Origin of the sequence: Rohdeia mirabilis (genome assembly GCA_007750655.1) — a bacterium.
Taxonomy (GTDB): domain Bacteria; phylum Planctomycetota; class UBA1135; order UBA1135.
In genome coordinates this window covers 4578398-4598023 of the sequence record CP036290.1, presented here as the reverse complement: position 1 = coordinate 4598023, position 19626 = coordinate 4578398, and the positions used below count along the sequence as shown (strand labels likewise).

Below are 19626 nucleotides of genomic sequence, written 5' to 3'. Positions count from 1 at the left end.
GAGCGGTCGACCGGGCCGCGTTCGACGGAACCACCGCTCCGGTCCGCGTCAGCGCTCGCCCGCGAGCCCCAGCGTCGCGCGGATCCGTTCGGCCAGTCGCAGCGCCGCGAGTCCCGCCGCGCCGTCGACCGCCACCGGACCTCGCCCGCGAACGGCGCGCAGGAACGCGTCCAGCTGGGCCCGCAGCGGGTCGGACGCGGGCACGGGGACCTCCTCGACCGCGCCTCTGCCCGAACTCGGCCGACGCTTCAGCGTGCGCGCATCGAGGTCGGCCCGCAGCAGCCACGTCGGCGACTCGACCGTGAACGTGCGCACAGCTTCGGCGGCCGCTCGATCCGTCACGAGTTCGACCAACAGATCGACCGATTCACCGTCGCGACCGCGTTCGAGCCACGCCGACGCGCGCTCGAACGTCGCCGTCGGCTCCAGCGCGTACACGCCCAGCGCCGTCCCCGTGTGCCGCGGTCCGGTCACGTACTCCAGCAGATCGAGGTCGTGGATCATCAGGTCGAGCACCGCGTCCACGTCGAACGTGCGCCCGTCGGCCCGACTCGTGCGCTGCGCCGCGATCCGGCGCACGCTGCCGCTCTCGATCTCGTCGCCGAGGTGCTCGCACAAGAGCACGAACGCCGGATTGAAGCGCTCGATGTGACCGATCTGCAGCACCGCTCGTCCCGCGTCCGCCGCCGCGATCATCCGCTCGGCCTCCGCCGCGCTCGCGGCGATCGGCTTCTCGACCAGGCACGCGACGCCGCCCTCCAGCAGCGTCGACGCGACGTCGGCATGGGCCGCGGTGGGCACGGCGACGATCGCGGCGTCCGCGAGTCCGACGACCTCGGCGGTCCGCGTGACCACGTGGCACTCGCGACCCGTCGCGGCGGCGAGTTCCGCGGCCACGTCGCGCGCGCTCCGTGAGCCGTGGTCGCCGACCGCGACGATCTCGACGTCGGACCGCTCGCGCAGCGCCGCCAGATGATGGCGACCCATGCGCCCGAGACCGAGGACCGCGAGGCGCAGCGGGTCGTGCTGCTCGGTGCCGCTCGCTCCGGTCATGGCGCCAGCGAGCTCAGGCGCCGAACGCGGCCCGCACGCCGGCGACCACACGGTCCTGGTCGTCGGCCTCGAGGTACGGGTGCAGCGGCAGGCTCACCACTTCGTCCGCGAGCGCCTCGGTGACCGGCAGACCGCCAGCGACGGACGGGAAGTGCGCGTACGGCGCCTGGAGGTGCAGCGGGCGCCGATAGAAGACGGCGGTCGGCACGCAGCACGCGTCGAGGCGCTCGACGACCTGGTCGCGGCGTTCCGTGCGAATCGTGTACTGGGCCCAGATGGAGCGGTTCCCTGGCCCGAGCACCGGCACGTCCACCACGTCCGACAGACGCTCGGCGTAGCGCGCGGCGATCTCGTCGCGGCGGTCGCACTCGTCGTCGAAGATCGTCAGTTTCTGCAGCAGCACCGCGGCCTGGATCGAGTCCAACCGGCCCGTCAGGCCCAGCGAGACCAGCGTGTCGCGATCGCGCCCCTGGCCGTGCACGCGAACCGCGCGCATGCGTTCGAACAGTTCGTCGTCGTCGGTGAAGACCGCGCCGCCGTCGCCGTAGCAGCCGAGCGGTTTGGACGGGTAGAAGCTCGTCGCGCTGACCTCGGCCAGCGAACCGACCGGGCGTCCGTGCTGGGACGCGCCGAAGCTCTGAGCCGCGTCGCCCAGGACCCACAGGCCGTGCGCGTCGGCCACGCGCCGCACGCCGCGGTAGTCGGCGGGTTGTCCGAAGAGGTCGACGGGGATCACGCAGCGCGGCGCCAGACCGGCCGCGCGCGCCGTCGCGATGGCGACGTCGAGGCTCTGCGGATCCATGTCGAACGTGTCGCGCCGCACGTCGACGAAGACCGGCGTCGCACCGCGCAGGGCGACGACTTCCGCGGTCGACGTGAACGTGAACGAAGGCACGAAGACCGCGTCGCCGGGGCCGATGCCGCGCGCGAGGAGCGGAATCGTCAGGGCCGTCGTTCCGCTCGCGCAGGTCAAGCAGTGGGCGACACCCGCGCGCCGGGCGAGTTCGGCCTCGAGTTCCTCGATCTCGGGCCCCATGACGAAGCCGCCGTGCTCGAGCACGCGCGCGATCGCCGCGTCGACACCCGCGGCGATCCGCCGCCGTTGGGCGTGCAGGTCGACGTAGGGGACGGGGCGGACGACGGTGCCGGTCATGCTGGGGTGTTCGGACAGTTGGGTTCGTGCCCGTCGCGGTCGGCGACGGCGGACGGGACGGCCGTACGGACGGCGGTCCGGTCGAACACCGGCCGTGCGCGCCTGCGGTTCCCGGTTCGGGTTCAGCGCGCGGCCAACTCGCCGCAGCTCCATCCCACGTAGCGACCACCGTGCTTGTCGGCCAGTCGCATCAGCGCCAGCGACGTGCGGTCGATGGACTCGAGGTCCAGCGGGATCTCCTTCGTGATGCGCAGACGGTGGCTGCTTCCGGTCGACTCGAGTTCGGTCGCGTAGCGGCGTTCGCGCGCGGCGAGCAGGATCGGCTCGGCCTGGTCGCGATCGTCGAACACGAGCTCGTGCGTCATCGGTCGCACGCTCGTCGGATCGTCACCAGCCTCACGCAGCGCTTCCACCGTGCGGCGATTGAGGATGTGTCGCAGCGTCTGGGGGAAGGGGTACAGGAAGGCGTCGTAGTGGGTCCACTCGGCGTCGAGATCGACCTCGAGCTGTGCACCGGAGAGTCCGGCGCGGCGCACGCAGCGATCGAAGGCTTCGAGTGCGCCCTTCTCGACCGCGACGAAGATGTAGAAGACCCACTCGCGCCGGTAACTGATGCGACCGACGAAGCGCCCGCCGATCTCGGCCGCCGCCGATTCGACCGAGTCCTCGAGCTTCTCGAGGGCTGCGAAGTCGCGCTCGGACGTCAGCCCCGACGACATCGGGCGCGGCATCGGCACGTGCAGGCGACACAGGAGCGGGAGCTCGGCGCGCACGTCGGACGTCGCGTCGTTCGCGGCGTCCAGATCGACGAGTAGTCCGATCGGGTCGCCATCCAATTCCGTGGCGTAGAACTCCCAGCCGAGGCCCATGGACGCGTTGTGCTTGGTGGTCGGAGTGGGCGCGGCGGGTCCGCGGCCGTCACTCGGAACGTCGCCCGGCGAGAATGCTGGCGACCTCGTCGGCGGCGAGGCCCGCGACGTCGGGCCGAGTGTAGCCGAGGTCGGTGCGCCGAACGAAGACGTCCGCAGGTTCGAGCGCGTCCTCGTACTCGGCGGCCCAGGCCACGTCGGCCCAGGTGGTCTGCGGATCGAGGGCTTCGCGCCCGGCGTGGGGACCCTCGGCGGCTGTTCGGCGGGCGGCCGCCGCGAAGCGTCCGTAGCGACCGGCGAGGGCCGCGTCGCGCAGACCGGCGGCGTCCGGCTCGGCGGAACTCCAGGCCGGGCGCGCGACGCGGGCGTCCAGGGCGCCCCACAGCCGGAGGTCGCGGGTCGGCGAGGCCCGGCGCCCGTCCAGGCGCGGGGCGTTCGGTCCGGTGTCCGCGCGGGGGCCGCCGTCGCGCTCGAGGTGTCGCACCAGTTGGGCGCCGAGCTTCTCGGCCATGCTGCGAAAGCCCGTCAACTTGCCGCCGGCGATGGTCGTGATGGCGCCGTCGCGCTCGACCCGTTCCTCGCGGCTGCGCGCCGACGGATCCTCCTTCGGCGCGGCCAGCAGCGGTCGCAGGCCGGACCAGACCGAGATCACGTCCGCGCGCACGAGCGCGGCGCCGGGGACCAGGCCGTTCGCCGACGCTAGCAGGTACTCGACCTCGGCGTCGCTCGCCTCGCCGCGTTCGTGGTTGCCGCGGCGCTCGACCGGCGCGTCGACGTCGGTGGTGCCGACGATCGTGTGTCCGGGCCAGGGCAGGACGAACATCACGCGGCCGTCGACGGGCGACGCGAAGACGACGGCGCCGTCGGTCGGGAGTCGGTGCCTGGGCAGTACGACGTGGGTGCCGCGCGTCGGCGACAGCCACGTGCCCGACAGTCCCGCCAGCGCGCGTAGCTGTTCGGTGAACGGCCCGCCGCACAGCACGGCGTGGTCGGCGCGCAGTCGGCCGAGTTCGGGCGCATCGGCGTCGGGGCCGCTGGCACCGAGTCGATCGACGAGGCGCGCTTCGACGCCGCTCCCGTCCTGTTCGATGGCGGTGACCGCGACGCGCGAGGCGCACAGCGCGCCGCGTTCGATGGCGGTCCGCACGACCGACCAGACGAGCCGCGCGTCGTCGGTGGCGCCGTCGAGGTACTGGCCCGCGCCGATGACGCCCGAGGCGATGCCGGGGATCGCGCGCTGGGTGTCCTTCACGCCGACGAGGCCCGGAATCCCGAGCACGCGCGGCACCGACAGCGCGGTGTAGAGGCCGAGCCCCGCCGCGAGCTTCAACCGTCCGACGCGCCCGCCGCGGAAGAGCGGGAACGTGAACCGCTCGGGCCAGGCCAGACCGGCCGCGTTGCGCAGGAGGAGCGACCGTTCGAGGCACGACTCGCGCACGAGCCCGAACTCGTAGGTCTCGAGGTAGCGCAGCCCGCCGTGCAAGAGGCGCGACGAGGCGCTCGAGGTCTCCTGGCCCCAGTCGGCGCGCTCGACGAGGGCGACCTTCAGTCCGCGGCAGGTGAGGTCGAGTGCGACGCCCGCTCCGGTGACGCCGCCGCCGACGACCAACACGTCGAAGCGCTCGCCGCTCGCCAGTCGTTGAAGGCGCCGGGCGCGGGCGGGCGGCGGAGTGGGAGCGTCGGCGTTCACGCGCGCCACGGTAGCAGGGGGTGGGCGCGCCTCGACGGTTCCGTGTCGCGTCGCGCCCGCGCGCCGAACCGCGCCGCTCGTGTCGGGCACCGGGCGACGTCCGCGCCCCCTCGCGACGCGGACCTACGTCGCCGAGCCGATCCGCTCCACGGTGTCGCTGCTGCTCGATCCTTCGAGGGGCGCCGTGGCGGCGACGACCAGCGCGCGCTCGACATCGTCGACGAGATCGCGCGGGTCCTCGAGGCCGATCGACAGCCGCACGAGGCCCGCGGCCGGCGGAGCGATGGTCGCCGACAGACCGGCGGGCACCGAGGCGTGGGACATGGCGCTCGGCAGGCTCGCGGTGCTGCGCGTCGACCCGAAGCTGACGGCGATCGCGAAGCGTTCCAGCGCCTCGACGAAGCGCACGGCCGCCCCGCGACAGGCGAACTCGACGCACAGGACGCTGCCAGCGCCGCGCGCCTGCTTCACGAGCAGCGCGTGCCCCGGATGGTCGGTCAGCCCCGCGTAGCGCACACCGGTGATGGGCGACCCCGGCTCTCGCGCGCACACGGCCAACCGTTCGGCGATCGACCGTGCGCTGTGGGTCTGGCGTTCGACGCGCACCTCCAGCGTCTCGAGCCCGCGGTCGAGCAACCAGGCCTCGAACGGTGCCAGGGCCGTGCCGCGTGTGTTGCGCCGGCGGGCGAGGGCGGCGGCCAGGTCGGGATCGTCGACGACCACGGCCCCAGCGGTCAGGTCCGCGTGCCCACCGAGGTGCTTGGTCGCCGACAGCACGACCGCGTCCGCGCCCAGGCTCGAGGGCTGTTGCAGCCAGCTCGAGAGCATCGTGTTGTCCACGGCCAGACGCGCGCCCGCTCGCCGACAGGCCGCCGCCGCCGCGCGCAGGTCGACCACGTCCTGCAGCGGATTCGTCGGCGACTCGAGCCAGACCCAGTGCGGTCGGTGCGCGTCGATCGCACGGGCGAGCGCGTCCGCGTCGGCCGCGTCCACGTCGACCAGCTCGAGGCCGCGTTCGTCCACCAGGTCGCGCACGAGGCGCAGCGTCCCGCCGTACAGATCGCGCCCGATCACGAGGCGTCCGCCGGTCGGAACGAGTGCGAGCACGCCGTCGATCGCCGCCATGCCGCTCGCGAACAACAGCCCGTGCGAACCGCGTTCGAGCGCTGCGATGCGGCGTTCGACGTGCGCGCGCGTCGGGTTGTCGGTGCGCGTGTAGTCGAAGGCGTCGAAGCGTTCGGCGCTCGACTGGCGGAACGTGGCGGTCTGGTACAGGGGCAGCGCGCTCGCGGCGAACGGGTCGCCGGCGAGTCCTTTGCACAGGGAGTGGTCCATGGCTCAGTCCTCCCCGCGTGCGCCGTGGTTCGACTCGGACGGACGGCCCGTCGGTCCGTTCCCGCCGACGGGCGCCGTCCGGTCGCTGCGTCGCGAGACGCCGCTGCGAGCCAGTTCGAGCACGTCGCCGAGCACCGCTTCGGCCGTCGGCCAGGCGCCCGCGCCGCGACCGTGCAGCACGACCGTCTCACCGTCGTCGAGCCCGATCGACACGGCGTTGTCCTCGCCGCGCGCACGACCCAGCGGGTGGTGTCGGTCGAGCTCGAGCAGGCGCACGCTGGCCCGCGCCGAGCGTTCCGAATCGTCGCGGTGCGTGCGGTCGAGCTCGGTCGTGCGGTCGATGCGGGGATCGCCGACGTGCTCGCGTTCGCTGCTGTGATCGAGCGCGGTGTCGGGCACTTGCTCGTCGCCGAGGTCCACGCGCGCCACCTGGGTCAGGCGCAGTCCTCGGGTCCGCGCGCGCTCGGCCACCGCCGCCGTCGAACCGTCGAGCGCTGCGATCCCGTCGATCGCGACCGATCGCGCACCCGCCGCTCGCGCGAGCAGCACGATCTTGTGGCCGGCGTCGGTGCCGTCGAGGTCGAGCGTCGGATCGGCTTCCGCCAGCCCGCGTTCCTGGGCGCGTGCGATCGCGGCGTCCAGGCCCGTGCCGTTCTCGAGCGCGTCGAGCACGAAACCCACCGTTCCGTTCAACACGCCCGCGATCCAGCGCACGCGGCGACCGCGCGCGCGCAGTTCGCGCACCCGTTCGAGAGCGGGAACCGCGCCGCCGACCGCCGCGCCGAACGCGAGGCGGACGCCGGCGCGCGCAGCCAGTTCGAACAGCTCGTCGCCGTCCCGCGCGACGAGCGCCTTGTTCGCGGTGACCACGTGGTGTCCGCTCGCGAGCGCGCGACGGACCAGCGCGCCGGTCCCGAGCGAGCGCCGTGGCCTGTCCGCTCGCGAACCTGCGTCCACGTCCGTCTTCTCGTCCGTCTCCTCGCCCACGCCGCCCGCGAGCTCGACGACCACGTCGCAGTCGCTGGCGAAGAACTGCTCGGGGTCGTCGGTCAGGACCTGCGCGAGCTCGGCGCCCAGTTCGGCCGATCCGCCGATGTCGCGCGATCGAGTGGCATCGCGCACGAGCACCGCCGTGATCCGCACGCGACCGGGCAGCGAGGCGAGGCGTTCGAACACGCTCGCACCGACGGTCCCGAGACCGATCAGGCCGACGCGCAACGGTTCGGCCGCGGGGGCGCTCGCTGCGAGCACCGTCGAGTCCGCGCCGACGAGCGTGTGCCGCACTCCGTCGAGCGCGCCGACCTCGAAAGCGGCGCGGTCCCGCGTCGCGCCGTGAGCCGCCGCGCCGTCGCGCTCCGAGTCGCGAATCGCGCCAGCGTCTGGCGCAGGAGCGCCGCACGCGCCTCTGGCGTTGGCCGATGCGCGACGCGCGTTGTGCGCGCTCTCGTTGCTCGCGCGCCCGTCGTTCGGGAGCGCGTCACTCGTGCGTTCGTCAATCACACGCTCGTCACTCGCGCGCCCGTCACTCGTGCGCCCGTCACTCGCGATCTCGCTACCCGCGATCTCGCTACCCGCGATCTCGTCACTTACCGATGCGCGACGCGCCGCGGCGTGACTCGCGCAGAACCGCACCGCTTTGGGTTGGAGGATCCGCGCGTCGAGGCGTTCGGCGTCGGCGAAGGTCACGCGTTCGAAGCGTCGCGGCGCCGCGCCACTTGCGCCCACGAGCGCCGGATCGCTCTCGTACAGACCGTCAACGTCCTTCAGCAGGACGCAGCGATCGGCGTCGAGCGCGCGCGCGACGACCACCGCGGTCAGGTCCGAACCGCCGCGGCCCAGGAGCACGCACTCGCCGCTCTCGCCCTTCGCGAAGAAGCCGGGCAGCACGACCACGTCGGCCGCGTCGAAGGCCCGCGCGAACGCGGCGAGGTCCACGTGCACGGGTTCCGCGTCGAGCACCGGACCGCGCGCGCGCACGCACCCGTCGCCCGGATCGAGAGCGACCGCCGGGAGGCCCGCGCGATCGAGCGCGAGCACGAGCAGCGCCGCAGCTTCGCGCTCACCGCCGGCCAAGAGGCGCGCGAGATCGGGCGCGCTCGGCCGCTCGACCAGACGCCGGGCCTCGGCGAGCAGGCGATCGGTCGTGTCGCCGATCGCCGAGACCACGGCCAGCACGCGCCGCCCGTCGCGCAGGGCGCGGTAGATCTCGTGCACCGCGCGCGGCAGGTCGGCGGTCGAGCGCAGCACGCTCGAGCCGAACTTCAGGACGACCAGGTCGCGCGGCGCTCGCGGGTGGTCCGTCGCGGAGGATCGGATGGAGCTCATCGCTGCACCTTCCCCGCCGAACGGGTGGTTCCGGTGGTTTCGGGCCCACGGTCACCGGTCGCGGGTCGATCGGACGCGCTCTCGTCGAGCGCACGTCCATCGTCGGCGCGGCCGTCGGTCGCACGCTCCTCCGCCACGCTCGCGAGCGCTAGGTCGATCGCGCGCGCGAGGTCGCGCTCCACGTCGCCCGGGTCCTCGAGCCCCACCGACAGGCGGATCAGCCCGTCGGTGATGCCGAGCCGCTCGCGTTCGGCGGCGGCGTAGGACGCGTGGGTCATGGTGGCGGGGTGGGTCACGAGGGTCTCGGTGGCGCCCAGGTTCTCGGCCAGGGTGCAGAGCCTGGTCGAGGCCAGCAGCCGACGGGCGGCCTCGGAGCGCTCGGCGGGCGAACGGAAGAGGTGGCCCGCCAGTTCGAAGCTGACGATGCCGCCGCCCCCCGATTGTTGACGACGCGCGAGCCCCGACTGTTCGAAGGACTCGAGGAACGGATGGCGCACGCGGCCGACGGCGGGGTGCCCTTCGAGGAAGCGCGCGACGGCCAAGGCGTTGCGGCTGTGCTGTTCGAGGCGCAGCGGCAGCGTCTTGAGCCCTTGGAGCGTCAACCAGGCCTCGAACGGCTTCTGGATCGAGCCCAGGACGCCGCGCTCGTGCCGCAGGATCCGCGCGAGTTCCGAGTGCGCGGGCGAGCGATCGGCCACCAGGAGCGCGCCGCCGGTGGTCGCGTTGTGCCCGTCCACGTACTTGGTGGTGGAGAGCACGGCCACGTCGGCGCCGAGGGCGAGGACCGGCTGCAGCGTGGCGGTCAGGAACGTGTTGTCCACCGCGAGGCGCGCGCCGGCCGTGTGGGCGAGGTGCGCTGCGGCCTCGATGTCGGTCAGCTCGAGCGTCGGGTTGGCCGGCGACTCGACCAGGACGAGCCGCGTGGGGCGGGAGCGATCGGCGAGCGCGCGCCCGAGTTCGGTGATCGCGAGGCGAGCCGGGTCGAGCTCGCCCTCTGCGTCGCGTGCGCCGAAGAGGTCGGTGGTGTCGACGAAGTGGGCTCGGACGTCGAAGCGCTCCAGCAGCTCGCGCACCAGCCGCACCGTGCCGCCGTAGACCGTGCGCGAGAGGACCACACGTTCGCCCGCCGCGGTGTGGGCGAGGACCAGGCCGACGAGCGCGGCCATGCCGGTGCCGTAGGCGATCGCGTGGGTCGGGGCCGTGCCCTCGAAGGCGGCGAGGGCGGATTCGAGCGCGTCGACGGTCGGATTGCCGCAGCGCGAGTAGGTCTGTCCGTCGTGGTCGCCCACCGCGCGCTGGGCGAAGGTGGTGGACTGGCAGATGCCGGGGAGGAGGGCCGCGGCGTCGGGCGAGGGGCGTCGGCCACCGCGCACGGCCAGGGTCTGGGGGCCGGGGGTGTGGCCGTGGGGTGGGCGGGGCGGGACGAGAGGGAGAGAGGTGTGGATCGAGCTGGGGGCGCCGGGCGAGGAGCCCGAGGCGGCGAAGGCGTCGGAGGGAGGGGTGGGCATGGCGATGGAGTGGGTCGGGGTCGGGTGAAGAATCGAGAAAGGGCGGCCTAACTGAGGGTCGAGCCTCGGTGGGAGTCGGGCGCGGACAGGGGTCGAGCTGGGCCGTGTTCGCACTCGGTGTGGAGGCCGGATCGGGTTCGATGTGGACCGCAAGAGCCCTGGGGGCACGTCCTGGCGCGCCGTTCTATCTATCGACTGATTCGGCTGCAATGGTGGAATCAGAAAAACCGGAAGTGATGATGATTGCTTTTAGAGGAGTCGAACGGTTTCATCCTTGCCCATGGCCGCCCCCTCAGCCCCCATCCCGGTCGCCCTGCTCGGCGCGACCGGAGCCGTCGGTCAGCGCTTCGCCCAGCTGCTGCGCGACCATCCGTGGTTCCGGCTCGCGGAGGTCGTGGCCTCGCCACGCTCGGCCGGCCTGCCATACGGCGCGGCCCTCGGCCGGCCGGAGTCGTGGTGGCTCGACGACGAACCCGATCCCCTCGCGGCGGTCGGGCGCGCCGCGGACCTGGTGCTGCTCGACTCCACCATGCACCTCGAGTCACCGCTCGTGTTCAGCGCGCTCGGGGCGTCGGTGGCCGGGCCGATCGAGTCACGGCTCGCGGCGAACGGGCACCTGGTCGTGTCGAACGCGCGCAGCCACCGGATGGACCCCGACGTGCCGATCGTCGTGCCCGAGGTGAATCCGCAGGCGCTGGAGCTCGTGCACGGCCAACCGTCGTTCGCGCGCGGTCGCGGTGCGATCGTCACCAACCCCAACTGCACCACGGCGGGGCTGGCACTCGCGTTGGCGCCGCTGCGCGAAGCGTTCGGGCTCGAGGCCGTCTACGTGTTCACGATGCAGGCCCTGTCGGGCGCCGGTCGCGCCGGCCTCGCCCCGCCACGTCTCGCGAACGACCTGGTGCCGTTCATCGCGGGCGAGGAGGAGAAGCTCCTGGTCGAGACGCGCAAGATCTTCGGCGACCCGCAACTTGCGGTCGGCGCCACCTGCACGCGCGTTCCGGTCGTCGATGGCCACACCCTGGTCGTGTCGGCGAAGCTCGCGCGCGAAGTGGCGAAGGACGACGTGGTGCGCGCCTTCACCGAATTCACGGGCGAACCGCAGCGCCTCGGTCTGCCGTCCGCGCCGGTCGCGCCCGTCCACTACCACCACGAGCCCGACGCGCCCCGTCCGAGCCGCCATCGCGACCTCGATCGCGGCATGGCGACCCACGTCGGTCGCCTGCGCCCCGGCATGATCCTCGACTGGAACTTCGTGGCCCTGACCCACAACACGCGGCGCGGTGCGGCGGGCGGGTCGATCCTGTTGGCGGAGCTGGCGGTGGAGCGGGGTCTGGTGGGGCGGGGATAGGCGGGCCTCGTACGGTGTCGCACACCACAGCGGTGGTCGACCCGAAAGAAGTACCGGAGCAATCCTCGGTGCCCGTCCTCGCCGCTGTGCCTCCAAAGCCACTCGGACAGGCACCGACGCAGCTCGCGCCGACTCGCACGCCCGCGGCGCGGGAGCTCATTTGCTGCGGTACTTCTTTCGGGTCGACCACCGCGGTGGTGTGCGACTCCGTGCGGGATGGCTAGTCGTCTTCGAATCCAGGTGCCCAGTAGAGGATCTGGAACGACTCGCCCATCTTGAACGACCCGTCGAACCAGGCGAAGACGCCGCTTCCCACGCCGTACTTCGCCGCGCCCGCGTTGATCTCGAGCTCGATCCCGTTCGAGGTTCGCAGAGCATCGCTCGAACCAATCGTCGGGTCGACGATGAGCACCTGGAAGTACACCTCGGTGCCTTGGAGGCCCGGAATCACCGGGATCAGGAACTCGGGCGACGTGCCGTCGAGGACGTCGAGAGCGACGAGCGGGTTCACGTAGAGGTGATCCGCTTCGACGGGGCTCAGCGGCACCGAGGTCGGCTGCAACCCGATGAACAGAAGACGCTGGATGGACGGCGGCGGGGGGATGAACGGGACGATGCTGATCGTCCGCTCACCGCCCGCGACCGTGCCGTCGCTTGCCGTGGCATGCCATGACCAGGTGTAGTCGCCGATCGGGAGCTCGGCGATGTCGATGCCTTCATAGGGGAGGCAGTGCTCCCAATAGCCGATCCCCTGCCACAAAGGGTCGTAGCAGTTCCAGTCGTAACACGGCCCCCACTGCCACCATTCGCCGACGCTGTGATCGGAACAGCCCCCGAACGCGCCGGCGACGAAGGTCACGATCTCTTCGGGTTGCTGAGTGAACGACGCCAACGAACCAGACGCTATCCACTCTGCTGTTCCTCCGGTCGAGGATGCGATGTGTCCTAGTGTGCCGGCCGGTGAGCAAAGGACAGCGCCGTTCGTCCCGAGCCCGTAGCACTGTACAACGACTCCGAGCGAGGCCAGCGCCGCAAGTTCGTCGCTCAGCGAGGTGAGTGACGTCGCTTCACTCGCGGCGAAGATCACCAACTCCTGGCGGTCTGCGGTCGTGTCGGCAGAAAGTCGTGAGACGGCCAATTGCAGCATCGACTCGAAGTTCGCGCCACCTGACACCTCGATCGGCGTATGGAGGCCGATCTCAGGATCAGGCCCGGGGAGCCCGATGGATCTCGCAACAGGAACCACAGACCACTTGTTCTGCGCGTAGCCGTCGTCGAGGTCGAAACCTGGCGCCGCCGTCATGTCGGCCAGGGCGGCCGTTGCTCCAAAGACCCCAACCGAGGTCGGGTAGTCGAACGAATCGTCGAACCCTACCTCGCTGTCGCGGACCACCGACTGAACCGCCGCATCGAGAAGGGTCCCAGCAAGCCCGTCACCGTTCTCATCGACAAGGAAGCTTGGCTGAGAATCAGCCATGGCGTCGGAGCACTCGAAGAAGACGACGCGCACGAAGCGGTCGAAGCCAGGCGGCCTTTCCAGGAACATCTTTGTGTCCAGACGGATCGTTCCTTGCTCGCCCACTTCGAAGACCGAGCGTCCGTCCGGCGTGCCGATGTAGCCGTACGAGTGGAGCAGTTGCCCCGTCGTGGTCCAGGCCGTTTCACTGAGCGGTTCTTGAGGCGCGATTGCGACAACGGACAAGACGGGCAGGACTCCGGCGAGCAGAGCGAGCATGGGCGTCGAGGGCGAGGGTCAACAGGGAACGATCAAACCGATTGGAGCCGGGCGCGGTGATGGCCGCAAGACGATACGGCGATACCGATTTGGCGATACGGAGCCTGACCCCAATTCGCTGGTCGACCGACAGAAGGTGCCGCACGAGCACGCCGTACGGAGTCGCACACCACCGCGGTGGTCGACCCGAAAGAAGTACCGGAGCAATCCTCCGTGACCGTCCTCGCCGCCGTGCCCCCAAGGCCACTCGGACAGGCACCGACACAGCTCGTGCCTACTCGCACGCCCCCGGCGCGGGAGCTCATTTGCTGCGGTACTTCCTTCGGGTCGACCACCGCGGTGGTGTGCGACACCGTACGGGAGGTCAGCCGTCCGCGCGCCCCACGAACGGGCCCAGCGACAGGCCGCCGCGCGTGCGCAGGTTCGGCATCGCATCGCTCGCCCATGCGAAGCGCACGGACACCGGCTCGGACACCGCGGGGCTCGTGAGGCGCACGGCTTGGCCGCCGCTCGCGGCCAAGCGCTCGACCAGCTCGGCGCTCGCCGCGTGGAACACGCCGTCGGGCCCGGCGATCTCGAAGCCGTCGGGTGCAGCTCCATCCACCGTCACCAACTCGTTCGCCGCGTCGGTGCGCTCGAACGTGACCGTGAGCGCGGTGCCGGCGCGCTCGAAACCCGCCGGCTCCGGACTGCGGTGGGGCAGGGCGCGCCAACGGGCCTGACGCGCATCGCTCGCCGACAGCGATTCGGCATAGGTGTCCGCCAGCGCCCAGTTCGCCAGGCGCTCCCCGACCGCCAACTTGCGCTTGGGGTGGATGTCGGTCGGGTTGCCCACGTCCGTCGTGACGACCATCCCGGTGTGCGCGAGCGCCGCGCGGTGGAAGCGCTCGGGCACGCCGCGCGCACCGGGCATGACCGCGGTCTGCGCCATCCGCAGCTGGGCCCACGACCCGCCGTCGTCGCCACGCCCGAACGGCGCGATCTGCACGTAGTAGAAGGGGAACGCGAGCCCGTCGTCCGCCGCGCGAAAGCGGCCGCGCCAGTCCTCGATCATGGCCGGGAAGAGCCGCGCGTATTGCTCCGGGCGCGAGGCGTTCGACTCGCCCTGGTACCAGATCGCCCCGCGCACTCGCGTCCGCTCGAGCGGCGCGATCATGCCGTTGAACAGCGCGGTCGGCGTGTTCGGTCCGAACCAGTTCGACGTCGGGAACGTGCCCAGATCGCCCATCGACGCGCCGCGGCGGTAGCTCCACGGGCCCGCCAGTTCGACGCGCTCGCTCGACGCGTTGACAGGGTGCAGGTACATCTCGTCCGCGCGCCCGTGCATGCCCGCGCCGCCGCCGGTGTCGACGCACAGCACCGTGACGCTCACCTTTCCGGCGCGCACCGCCTCGCGCGGGACGCGGTAGTGACGCGGTTCGTTCCAGCGGTTCCAGACCTTCGTCGCCGCGACCTCCTCGCCGTCGAGCCAGACCACGTCCATGTCGTCGACCGGGCCCAGGTGCAGCATCAGGTCGCGCCCCGCCCAGCTCTCGGGGATCTCGACGTCGCGGCGCAGCCACATGCAGCCGTCGAATCCACCGTCCGGATCGCCGGGTGCCTCGACCGCGCGCCAGTCGCTCGTGTCGACGTCGCGCGCGAACCACCGCTCGCGCAGGCCGCGGTCACTGGCGTCGATGCCGCGCCACCAGCGGTCCTGACGCGTCGCGAGCGCCACGCCCTGCGAGCCCGGATCCGCCGTCTCCTCGGCGATCTTCGCGAGGTCCGCATCGAATCCGCCGAACGCGCGCAACGCCTCCGCGCTCGTCCACGCCTCGGCCACGGTGCCGCCCCAATCCGCTTGCACGATGCCGATCGGCACGTCCAGCTCGGCGCGCAACCGTCGCGCAAAGTGCAGACCCACGGCGCTCAAACCCTCGACCGTCTCCGGCGCGACGGCGACCCACGTACCGGTGCACACCTGCTCAGGCTCGAGCGACGTGCGGTTCGGCACTTGGAAGAAGCGCAGCTGCTCGTCCGCGCAGTTCGCCACGGCGCGCGCGTAGCCAGCCTGATCGAGCCCGTTCCAACGCGCCGCCGCCACCGACCACTCCATGTTCGACTGGCCCGACGCGATCCACACCTCGCCCAGCCACAGGTCCTCGACCGCATGGGCCGCGACGTCGGTGGTCGAACGCGCCGGCCGCACCACGAGTCGGTGCGGTCCACCCGCAGGGCCGGTCGGGACGTCCGCTTCGAAGTGCCCGTCCGCGTCGCTGCGCGTGGGCACCGGCGCGTCGAGCCAGGACGCTTCCACGACCAGGTCCAGGTTCGCGGGCGCCGTGCCCCAGACGTCGATCGCGTCCTCGCGCTGCAGCACGGCGCCGTCGCCGAGGGTCGGCATGACGACGATGGCCGTGAACGCGGCGCGCGGCGTGCTGGCGACCGAGTGGTGCGCCGTCGAGCAGGCACTGCCCAGCACGACGGCCAGGTTGAGCGCGAGCGCCGGGACGAGGCCGAGACGGAAGTGGCGGGGAGCGGTGCGGCGTGCGGTGCGAATCATGGGCGCGAGCATAGTCGTTGGCTCCGCCGGCCGCCGTCTGCGCCGCTGACTGGGCCGCCGACTGTGTCCGCGACGCGCCGCGCGTCTCGGCTCGCGAAGCCAGGAGCTGCGGTGCCCCACCCGGCGTTCGCGCCACTCGGGCCTCGGTGCGCGAACGACAGCGCGCCACTCGCGGCCATGAGTGCCCAGCCCGCGGACCTGAGCTCGAGGGTTGCGACTCGCACACCACGCGCCGCGCAGACGTGGCGCTCGACCCGCACTGGGTTCCGAGCAGCGCTCGACGCTCGGAACTCGGCGCGCGAACGGCCGCACGGTCGACGGTCGACGACGCCTACCGCGCGGACGTCCGCTCGCCGCTCGCCGCTCGCCGTTCGCTCTTCGCTCACCGCGCCTCGCGAGGACGTGGCGCTCGACGCGCGCTGGGCCCCGAGCGGCGCCCGTCGTTCGGAGCCCGGCGCGCGAACGGCCGCACGAGCGACGACGCCGACCGCGCGGACGTCCGTTCACCGGTCACTCCTCGCACGCCGCGCCTCGCGAAGACGTGGCGCTCGACCCGCGCTGGGCCCCGAGTGGCGCCCGTCGCTCGGAGCTCGGCGCACGAACGGCCGCACGGTCGACGGTCGGCGACGCCGACCGCGCGGACGTCCGCTCGCCGCTCGCCGCTCGCCGCTCGCTCTTCGCTCACCGCGCCTCGCGAGGACGTGGCGCTCGACGCGCGCTGGGTTGCGGGCTGCGCCCGTCGTTCGGAGCCCGGCGCGCGAACGGCCGCACGAGCGACGACGCCGACCGCGCGGACGTCCGTTCACCGGTCACTCCTCGCACGCCGCGCCTCGCGAAGACGTGGCGCTCGACCCGCGCTGGGCCCCGAGTGGCGCCCGTCGCTCGGAGCTCGGCGCACGAACGGCCGCACGGTCGACGGTCGGCGACGCCGACCGCGCGGACGTCCGCTCGCCGCTCGCCGCTCGCCGCTCGCTCTTCGCTCACCGCGCCTCGCGAGGACGTGGCGCTCGACGCGCGCTGGGTTGCGGGCTGCGCCCGTCGTTCGGAGCCCGGCGCGCGAACGGCCGCACGAGCGACGACGCTGACCGCGCAGACGTCCGTTCACCGGTCACTCCTCGCACGCCGCGCCTCGCGAAGGCACGGCGCTCGACCCGCGCTGGGCCCCGAGCGGCGCCCGTCGTTCGGAGCTCGGCGCGCGAACGGCCGCACGGTCGACGGTCGGCGACACCGACCGCACCGACGTCGGTTCAGCCGTGGCTCTGCGCACGCCGCGCCCCGCCACCACCGAGCACCCAGCCGTGCGCCCCTCAGTTCGCCGCCGGGTGCGCCGTTCCGAACGTGCCGCCGAAGAAGGTCTCGTTCACGGCTCGGCGTTCGCGGGGCGCCAGTTCGCGCTCGCGCATGTCGCCGTCGAGCACGTCCGCGGGCGCCGCGTAGCCGATCGCCAGGGCCGCGATCGGATCGTGCGTGTCCTCGATGCCGAACGCCGTGCGCGCCGCGTCCACGTCGAAACCGCCCATCTGGTGCACGACCAGCCCCATGGCCTGGGCCTGGTAGGTGAGGCTCATCGACGCCGCGCCGGTGTCGTACAGCGCGTGGCGGTTCGGATTGCCGTTGAAGACGAACCCGAGGCGCGCGACCGCGATCGCGAGCACCGGCGCGCGGTGGGCCCAGGCCTGGTTCGCCGGCACGAGCGCGTCGTGCACCTTCTGCCAGGCGCCGCCGTCGTCGCTGGCGCCCTTCACGCCGACGACGTAGGTCCAGGGTTGGTCGTTGAAACAGGAAGGCGCCCAGCGCGCGGCCTCGAACAGGGCGCGGAGCTGTTCCTTCGTGACGGTTCGTCCATCGAAGGCGCGGGGGCTCCAGCGTTCGGCGATGAGGTCGTGCAACGGTTGGGCGCTCGTGGCGCGGCGGTCGGTGGTGCTCATGGGGGACGAGGCTAGGTTCCGACGGTGCGCGGCGCGAGTCGAAGCCCCTGCGTGCGCCCATCCTCCGGGGAGGGAGATCCACAGGCGCGTCTCGCGCACCTCTTCCGCGGCGCAACCGCCTTCCAGCGCGAAGACCACCGAGACTTCGCGCCGGATTTGCAGCTTCGAAGTAGCTTGGGGGACGTGCAGATCCTCGGACCGATCCTGGTGGCTGGCGCCGTGGCCGGCGGGGCGTTGATCGTCTCGCTCTTCGTGACCCCGCGGCCGTCGACCGTCTCCGATCTCGGCGGTGACGGGCTGTACGTGGCGGCCGTCGACGCGGGCGCGGTCGGCTCCGATCCGAGCCCGATCGACCCGAGGACCGTCCCGTCGGACTTGGACGTCGTTCCGATGGTCCCGCTCTTCCCGGCCCTTCGCAGCGAGAGTCCCGAGCCGGTGACGGGGAGGCCGAGCGGCGTGCTCGAGCGCTTCGTCGGCGAAGGCGGTGTCGATGCGCTGCGCTCCTTCGTGGAGCAGGTCGAGCGCGTCGCGACCCGGAACGCTGCGTCCCAGAACGCTGGCGGCTGAGCCCGCCCGACCGGGAGCGCGCCGATCGAGTCGTGTCTCGACCGGTACGGCGGTGGAAGGTCCGAGCGCGGAGCAGCGCTGTCGGCGTTCGAGCGCGCCACGCTGCCACCGCGACGGCGAACCGTGACCACGCGCCGCGACGGCGCACCGTCTCCGCGCACCGTCTCCGCGCACCGTGACCGCGCGCCCACCCGCCGCGCCTCGCCCCCGAACCACTGGACGACGCCCCATGGGACTTCGCTCGCACCCTCCGATCTTCACGCTGCTGGCCGCGGCCGTCGCCGCCGTCCTGCTCGCCGTCGCCTGGTTCATCGAGGACGAGCCTGCGACCACGACCACGACCGAGCCGCCCGCCGTCGCCGCCACCCCGCTCGACCATCCGACCCCGGCCGCCGCGCTCGAGGCCCTGCGCAGCGGCAACGCCTTCGAGCCCTACGCCCTCGCCCTGGTCGCCGAACTCGACCTCGATCCGAACCTCGTCGATCCCCTCGCCGACCTGATCGAGGACTGGGCGGTGGCCCACGGCGAGGCCAGCCTCGACGACCCCGAGCCGGGCGCCGACCGACGCGTCGCGGCCGATCGCCAGCGCGCCGCGGCACTCGCGCAGTTCCTCGGAGACCGGGCGGACGCGGGCGAGCGGTGGATCGATCGCCACGTGCTGCTCCCGGAGTTCTGAACCCCGAGCGGCACGCCCCAGCCCCCGAACGCGGTGCCGCCGCGCCGAGCCAGGGGTCCTTCCGACAGATCGTGGGCGAGGCTTGGCCCGCCGCACCCGCTCGGGAATGATGCGGCGCTCGCCCCCCCTCGCCGCGCGCCGATCCGGCCGCGGGCGACGAACCGCCGCACGAACCATGATCCTCTACTACACGCCCGGCACCTGCGCCCTCGGTGCCATGGCGCTGCTCCGCCACGCCGAGCGCCCGTTCCAACTGTGCCACGTGCCCCGCGACGCGCGCATGGGCCCGATCTTCCGGACGGTCAACCCGCACGGCCACGTCCCGGCCCTGGTGACCGACGACGACCGCGTGCTGTGGGAGAACAGCGCGGTCCTGATCCACATCGCCCAGCACTCGCCGGCCGGCCTGATGCCCGCCGCGGGTTCGGCGGCCGAGGACGAGCTCAACGTCTGGCTGAGCTACCTCGGCAGCGAGTTCCACGCGGCCTTCTACCCCGTGTTCAAGCCCCAGCTCTTCCTGCGCGACGACTCGCTGCACGACGACCTGCGCCGCGACTCGCTGAAGAACGTGCGCCGCCAGCTGGCCTACATCGACGTGCATCTCGAGGACAACCGCTTCGTGATGGGCGACACCTTCGGGATCCTCGATCCGTACCTGACCGCGATGGCGCGTTGGGGCGAGCGCTTCTTCGACTACGAGCGCGAGTTCCCGAACCTCGGGCGCTACCTCGAGCGCATGCGCGCCGAGCCGTCGATCGCCTTCGCCCTGGCGATCGAGAACGGCGACGAACAACCCACCGTCGACGGTGGCTACGCCGGACACACCGACCTCGTGCCGCGCGACGTCTGACCGCGCGCACCCGGAGCGCGGCGTCGGACTCGCGATCCTGCCCA

The 19626-nt window shown here is 72.4% G+C and carries 14 protein-coding genes; 4 read left to right on the top strand and 10 right to left on the bottom strand.

Features of this window, described 5'->3' with window-relative positions; genetic code table 11:
• Positions 1 to 48 precede the first annotated feature (48 nt).
• The 7 genes from Pla163_RS17090 to Pla163_RS17060 all read right to left on the bottom strand — a co-directional run bounded on the left by Pla163_RS17090 (position 49) and on the right by Pla163_RS17060 (position 9798).
• A complete protein-coding gene (locus tag Pla163_RS17090) occupies positions 49 to 1053 on the bottom strand; it encodes a Gfo/Idh/MocA family protein (RefSeq protein WP_145191431.1) in 1005 nt (334 codons plus the stop codon).
• Positions 1054 to 1066: 13 nt separating this feature from the next.
• Positions 1067 to 2206 (bottom strand): DegT/DnrJ/EryC1/StrS family aminotransferase, encoded by a 1140-nt coding sequence (locus tag Pla163_RS17085; RefSeq protein WP_145191429.1) that lies wholly within the window; start codon positions 2204 to 2206, stop codon positions 1067 to 1069.
• Positions 2207 to 2328: 122 nt separating this feature from the next.
• Positions 2329 to 3075 (bottom strand): DUF695 domain-containing protein, encoded by a 747-nt coding sequence (locus Pla163_RS17080; protein ID WP_145191426.1) that lies wholly within the window; start codon positions 3073 to 3075, stop codon positions 2329 to 2331.
• A 49-nt stretch (positions 3076 to 3124) separates the two neighbouring features.
• On the bottom strand, positions 3125 to 4765 hold the full coding sequence (locus Pla163_RS17075; RefSeq protein WP_419186074.1) for a glycerol-3-phosphate dehydrogenase/oxidase: 1641 nt from the start codon (positions 4763 to 4765) through the stop codon (positions 3125 to 3127).
• Between the two features lie 123 nt (positions 4766 to 4888).
• Positions 4889 to 6100 carry a trans-sulfuration enzyme family protein gene (locus Pla163_RS17070; RefSeq protein WP_145191420.1) on the bottom strand — a complete coding sequence of 404 codons (1212 nt, stop codon included), beginning with the start codon at positions 6098 to 6100 and terminating at the stop codon, positions 4889 to 4891.
• Between the two features lie 3 nt (positions 6101 to 6103).
• Positions 6104 to 8425 (bottom strand): amino acid kinase family protein, encoded by a 2322-nt coding sequence (locus Pla163_RS17065; protein ID WP_145191417.1) that lies wholly within the window; start codon positions 8423 to 8425, stop codon positions 6104 to 6106.
• Positions 8422 to 9798: a trans-sulfuration enzyme family protein gene (locus tag Pla163_RS17060; protein ID WP_419186073.1), complete on the bottom strand. Its 1377-nt coding sequence runs from the start codon at positions 9796 to 9798 to the stop codon at positions 8422 to 8424. The genes Pla163_RS17065 and Pla163_RS17060 overlap by 4 nt, the downstream gene beginning before the upstream one ends.
• A gap of 415 nt (positions 9799 to 10213) precedes the next feature.
• Between Pla163_RS17060 and asd the strand changes: the two genes are divergently transcribed.
• Positions 10214 to 11284: an aspartate-semialdehyde dehydrogenase gene (gene asd / locus Pla163_RS17055; RefSeq protein ID WP_145191411.1), complete on the top strand. Its 1071-nt coding sequence runs from the start codon at positions 10214 to 10216 to the stop codon at positions 11282 to 11284.
• Between the two features lie 220 nt (positions 11285 to 11504).
• On the opposite strand, the gene Pla163_RS17050 is transcribed toward asd, so the two are convergent.
• The 3 genes from Pla163_RS17050 to Pla163_RS17040 all read right to left on the bottom strand — a co-directional run bounded on the left by Pla163_RS17050 (position 11505) and on the right by Pla163_RS17040 (position 17489).
• Entirely contained in the window at positions 11505 to 13019 is a 1515-nt protein-coding gene (locus Pla163_RS17050) for a hypothetical protein (RefSeq protein ID WP_145191408.1), read from the bottom strand.
• A gap of 364 nt (positions 13020 to 13383) precedes the next feature.
• Complete coding sequence (locus Pla163_RS17045) at positions 13384 to 15561, bottom strand: sialate O-acetylesterase (RefSeq protein ID WP_145191405.1); 2178 nt, start codon at positions 15559 to 15561, stop codon at positions 13384 to 13386.
• Positions 15562 to 16868: 1307 nt separating this feature from the next.
• Positions 16869 to 17489, bottom strand: a complete 621-nt coding sequence (locus Pla163_RS17040) for a nitroreductase family protein (protein ID WP_145191402.1) — start codon at positions 17487 to 17489, stop codon at positions 16869 to 16871.
• Between the two features lie 183 nt (positions 17490 to 17672).
• Here Pla163_RS17040 and Pla163_RS17035 point away from each other — a divergent pair, with 183 nt between their 5' ends.
• The 3 genes from Pla163_RS17035 to Pla163_RS17025 all read left to right on the top strand — a co-directional run bounded on the left by Pla163_RS17035 (position 17673) and on the right by Pla163_RS17025 (position 19582).
• Complete coding sequence (locus Pla163_RS17035; protein WP_145191399.1) at positions 17673 to 18056, top strand: hypothetical protein; 384 nt, start codon at positions 17673 to 17675, stop codon at positions 18054 to 18056.
• Positions 18057 to 18285: 229 nt separating this feature from the next.
• On the top strand, positions 18286 to 18732 hold the full coding sequence (locus Pla163_RS17030) for a hypothetical protein (RefSeq protein WP_145191396.1): 447 nt from the start codon (positions 18286 to 18288) through the stop codon (positions 18730 to 18732).
• A gap of 175 nt (positions 18733 to 18907) precedes the next feature.
• Entirely contained in the window at positions 18908 to 19582 is a 675-nt protein-coding gene (locus Pla163_RS17025) for a glutathione S-transferase family protein (protein ID WP_419186072.1), read from the top strand.
• The last annotated feature ends 44 nt before the right edge of the window (positions 19583 to 19626 follow it).

Coding starts and splice junctions, on each gene's coding strand:
- Pla163_RS17040 (WP_145191402.1), bottom strand. CDS start 17,489: ATGAGCACCACCGACCGCCGCGCCACGAGCGCCCAACCGTTGCACGAC.
- asd (WP_145191411.1), top strand. CDS start 10,214: ATGGCCGCCCCCTCAGCCCCCATCCCGGTCGCCCTGCTCGGCGCGACC.
- Pla163_RS17070 (WP_145191420.1), bottom strand. CDS start 6,100: ATGGACCACTCCCTGTGCAAAGGACTCGCCGGCGACCCGTTCGCCGCG.
- Pla163_RS17065 (WP_145191417.1), bottom strand. CDS start 8,425: ATGAGCTCCATCCGATCCTCCGCGACGGACCACCCGCGAGCGCCGCGC.
- Pla163_RS17025 (WP_419186072.1), top strand. CDS start 18,908: ATGATCCTCTACTACACGCCCGGCACCTGCGCCCTCGGTGCCATGGCG.
- Pla163_RS17045 (WP_145191405.1), bottom strand. CDS start 15,561: ATGATTCGCACCGCACGCCGCACCGCTCCCCGCCACTTCCGTCTCGGC.
- Pla163_RS17050 (WP_145191408.1), bottom strand. CDS start 13,019: ATGCTCGCTCTGCTCGCCGGAGTCCTGCCCGTCTTGTCCGTTGTCGCA.
- Pla163_RS17030 (WP_145191396.1), top strand. CDS start 18,286: ATGGGACTTCGCTCGCACCCTCCGATCTTCACGCTGCTGGCCGCGGCC.
- Pla163_RS17090 (WP_145191431.1), bottom strand. CDS start 1,053: ATGACCGGAGCGAGCGGCACCGAGCAGCACGACCCGCTGCGCCTCGCG.
- Pla163_RS17085 (WP_145191429.1), bottom strand. CDS start 2,206: ATGACCGGCACCGTCGTCCGCCCCGTCCCCTACGTCGACCTGCACGCC.
- Pla163_RS17080 (WP_145191426.1), bottom strand. CDS start 3,075: ATGGGCCTCGGCTGGGAGTTCTACGCCACGGAATTGGATGGCGACCCG.